Consider the following 3,094-nt stretch of genomic DNA (forward strand, 5'->3'; position numbering starts at 1 on the left):
AGCGCTCAACAGTAAAATTTCCTGTTTTTTCAAGAAATTTTACTGTTAAGTCATCCCCGGCGGCCGGGAAAACGGCGCGGGACGCCTGGGACACGGCGGGGCGTGCCGCCGCTTGGCTGGCTGGCGTGGGAGAATCAGGCAGGCGTGGCCTCGTCGGGCATGAACACGGACAAGACGGCCTCCACCTGGCGGTCCACCTTGTCCACGGCCTCCCCCAGGGCGCTGGGGGGCACGCCCAGGACGGCGAAGGCCTCGGGCGAAAGGGGCGGCACGTAATATTCCCCGCTCGAGCCCAGGCGCATGGCGTTGACCACCACGTCGGCCACATGGACGATGGCCGTATCCGGGGTCCAGCCCCGGCGTCCCGGCCCGTGATGATGCCCCACGGCCAGGGCCAGGCTCTCGGGAAAGCGCCATTCGGCCAGAAGGGCTTGCCCCAAGGCGGCATGGTCGAAACCGAAGACCCGCACCTCGACCGGGCGCAGCAGGGATTTGTCCCGCCGGGCCAGCCTCAGAGCCTGGCCCGAAAAGTCAGGCAGATTGCGGTACATGACCAGCCGCCCCACGTCGTGCAAAAGCCCGGCCACGAACAGGCGCTCCCCGCTGTCGGGCGCGCAGGCGGCGCATCCGGCCAGGGCCGAGGCCGCCAGACCGCAGGCCACGCTATGTTGCCACACGGATTTGACGTCCGTGAGTCCCGGGGGCAGATCGCGGAACAGCGAGACCACGGAGATGCCCAGGGCCAGGGTGGTGAGCTGGCGGCTGCCCACGATGGTCACGGCCCGAGAGAGGGTGTCCACCTTGGTGGGGAAGCCGTAGAAGGCGCTGTTGACCAGACGCAAAAGCCGGGCCGACAGGCTCTGGTCCATGCCGATGACCCGGGCGGCCTCCTGGGCCGTGCTCACGGGGTTGTTTAGGACCTCGCAGATGCGGGCGAACACGTCGGGCAACGACACCAGGGCCGGATCGGCGGCGATGACGTCCTGGATGGAGGGCGGCGTCCGCAGGGCCTGGGCGTCCAGCGGGCCGTCTGCGGCTGGCGGGGGCGGCGGCGGATCGGGAAAGGCGGTCTTTTGGCGCACCATGGCCCTGGCCACCCGGGGCACGCACAATTTGGCGAGTTCGGTCAGGGCCGGTTGCCGCCCGCCGGCAAGGGCAAAGCGGGAACGGACATGGTCCCGAGCGGCCTCCAGAACCAGCGGGTCCATGGGAGGCTCGGCGGTCGGCTCGGCGGCCTCCGGTTCCGCAGCCGCCCCCTCGACCGGCACCGAGGCTACGTGGTGGGTGGCGAAGAGGGCGGCGTGCCTGTCGGTGACGACCGTCCCCCGGGTGGCCACCAGGGCCCCGTCCGGACGTCGGACATCCTCGGCCAGCACCATGCCTGGCGTGAGTTTTTCAACGGAAATATGTCTGGGCATGGGCACGGACGCGAAGCCTCCCTTTTCCCGACCAGGAACCATCCCGGCCGGATGTCTTCGCCTTCCTGTCCTGTGGTATGGAATGGCCGGGGCGGCCTGTCAAGAACCTTGCCGACCACGGGCTGGGTTGGAAACCGGGCCGGGGCATGGCGTCCATTCAGGCCTTCGCCGCCCACGGGATGTCGTTTCGGACAGGCACATAAAAAACCGCAACATCAGATATATGCCATTTGATTTCACGGCATGACCGATGTTACGGCTCCGCCACCTTGTCAAACGCATGCACAAGAGTGCTTTTGCCCTGTTGTGATGACACTATTCCGGCGCCCGGCATGTGTCAATTGCGCTGCATCGGAAGGGACGGCGGATCACTTGACAGCGGCATGGAGTTTTTTCATGCTGCCTGGGCATCGACTCCCGCAAGGCCTTCCGGCCCTCCCTCTCCGGGGGACGCCCCTGCGCCGGGGCCATTTTGGATTTTCCGACATCCCGTTTCCGCACGACGCCCTGCGGCGTCCAGCCGCCTGGAGGCGTCTTGGGCAACATCCTCATCATCGACGACGATCTCGACATCCGCGACGCCCTGACCCGGGTGGTCACCCGCCTGGGGCATGAGGCCAGGACGGCCGCCACCCTGGACGAGGGCTGCCGCCTGGCCCGAGCCGGGGATGTGGATGTGGTTTTTTTGGACGTGCGCATGCCCGACGGCAACGGCCTGGACGCCATCGCGGACATCCGGAAATCCGCCTCGGCCCCGGAGGTCATCGTCATCACCGGCTGGGGCGAGGCCGACGGCGCCGAGCGGGCCATGCGCCAGGGGGCCTGGGACTACATCGAAAAGCCCCCCTCGGTGCGCACCATGACCGCGCCGCTTTTGCGGGCCATGGAATACCGCCAGGGCGGGGGGACGCTCCCGGCCGCGACGTTCCGCTTCGGCGGCATCACCGGGAAGAGCGCCCGGCGCGCCGCCTGTCTGGAACTGGCGGCCAAGGCCGCCGTGGGCGAGGTCAACGTGCTGTTGACCGGCCAGACCGGAACGGGCAAGGAGCTTTTCGCCCGGGCCATCCACGCCAACTCCCCCCGGGCGGACCAACCCTTTGTGGTCGTGGACTGCGCCGCCCTGCCCACGACCATCGTGGAGAGCGTGCTCTTCGGCAATGAAAAAGGGGCCTACACCGGCGCGGACACCCGGCGCGACGGGTTGATCCTCCAGGCCCACGGCGGCACGCTGTTTCTGGACGAGGTCGGCGAGTTGCCGCTCTCGGCCCAGAAGGCCTTTTTACGGGTGCTCCAGGAACGGCGGTTCCGCCCCGTGGGGGGACGCGAGGAAAAAACCTGCGACTTCCGGCTGGTGGCGGCCACGAACCAGGATCTCGACGCCATGTCCCGCCAGGGCCTCTTCCGCCAGGATCTGCTGTTTCGCCTCCAGGGCATCGGCATCGACCTGCCGCCGCTTCGGGACAACGTGGACGACGTGCCGCTTTTCGCCGGGCATTTCCTGGCCCAGGCCCGCCTGCGCCGGGGCCTGCCCGAGAAAATCCTCTCCGACGAATTCCTGGCCGCCTTAAGCGCCTACCCCTGGCCCGGCAACATCCGCGAGGTGTGCAACACCATGGAGGGGGTCTTGGCCCTGGCCCGGGACGACCAGGTGCTGCACCCGGTCCATCTGCCCCTGC

The 3,094-nt window shown here is 68.0% G+C and carries 2 protein-coding genes; one reads left to right on the forward strand and one right to left on the reverse strand.

Going from position 1 to position 3,094, the window contains the following annotated elements; translation table 11 throughout:
* Nucleotides 1–134 precede the first annotated feature (134 nt).
* Complete coding sequence (locus tag V3572_RS11660) at nt 135–1,418, reverse strand: HDOD domain-containing protein (protein ID WP_332111169.1); 1,284 nt, start codon at nt 1,416–1,418, stop codon at nt 135–137.
* Nucleotides 1,419–1,953: 535 nt separating this feature from the next.
* Here V3572_RS11660 and V3572_RS11665 point away from each other — a divergent pair.
* A partial coding sequence (locus V3572_RS11665) for a sigma-54-dependent transcriptional regulator (protein ID WP_332111168.1) occupies nt 1,954–3,094 on the forward strand: 1,141 nt, incomplete at its 3' end.

It is taken from the genome of Desulfolutivibrio sp., from assembly GCF_036584575.1.
Taxonomy (GTDB): Bacteria; Desulfobacterota; Desulfovibrionia; order Desulfovibrionales; family Desulfovibrionaceae; genus Desulfolutivibrio.

Bases quoted from the DNA above. Each gene is read 5' to 3' on its own strand.
- V3572_RS11660 (WP_332111169.1), bottom strand. From the start codon at position 1,418: ATGCCCAGACATATTTCCGTTGAAAAACTCACGCCAGGCATGGTGCTG.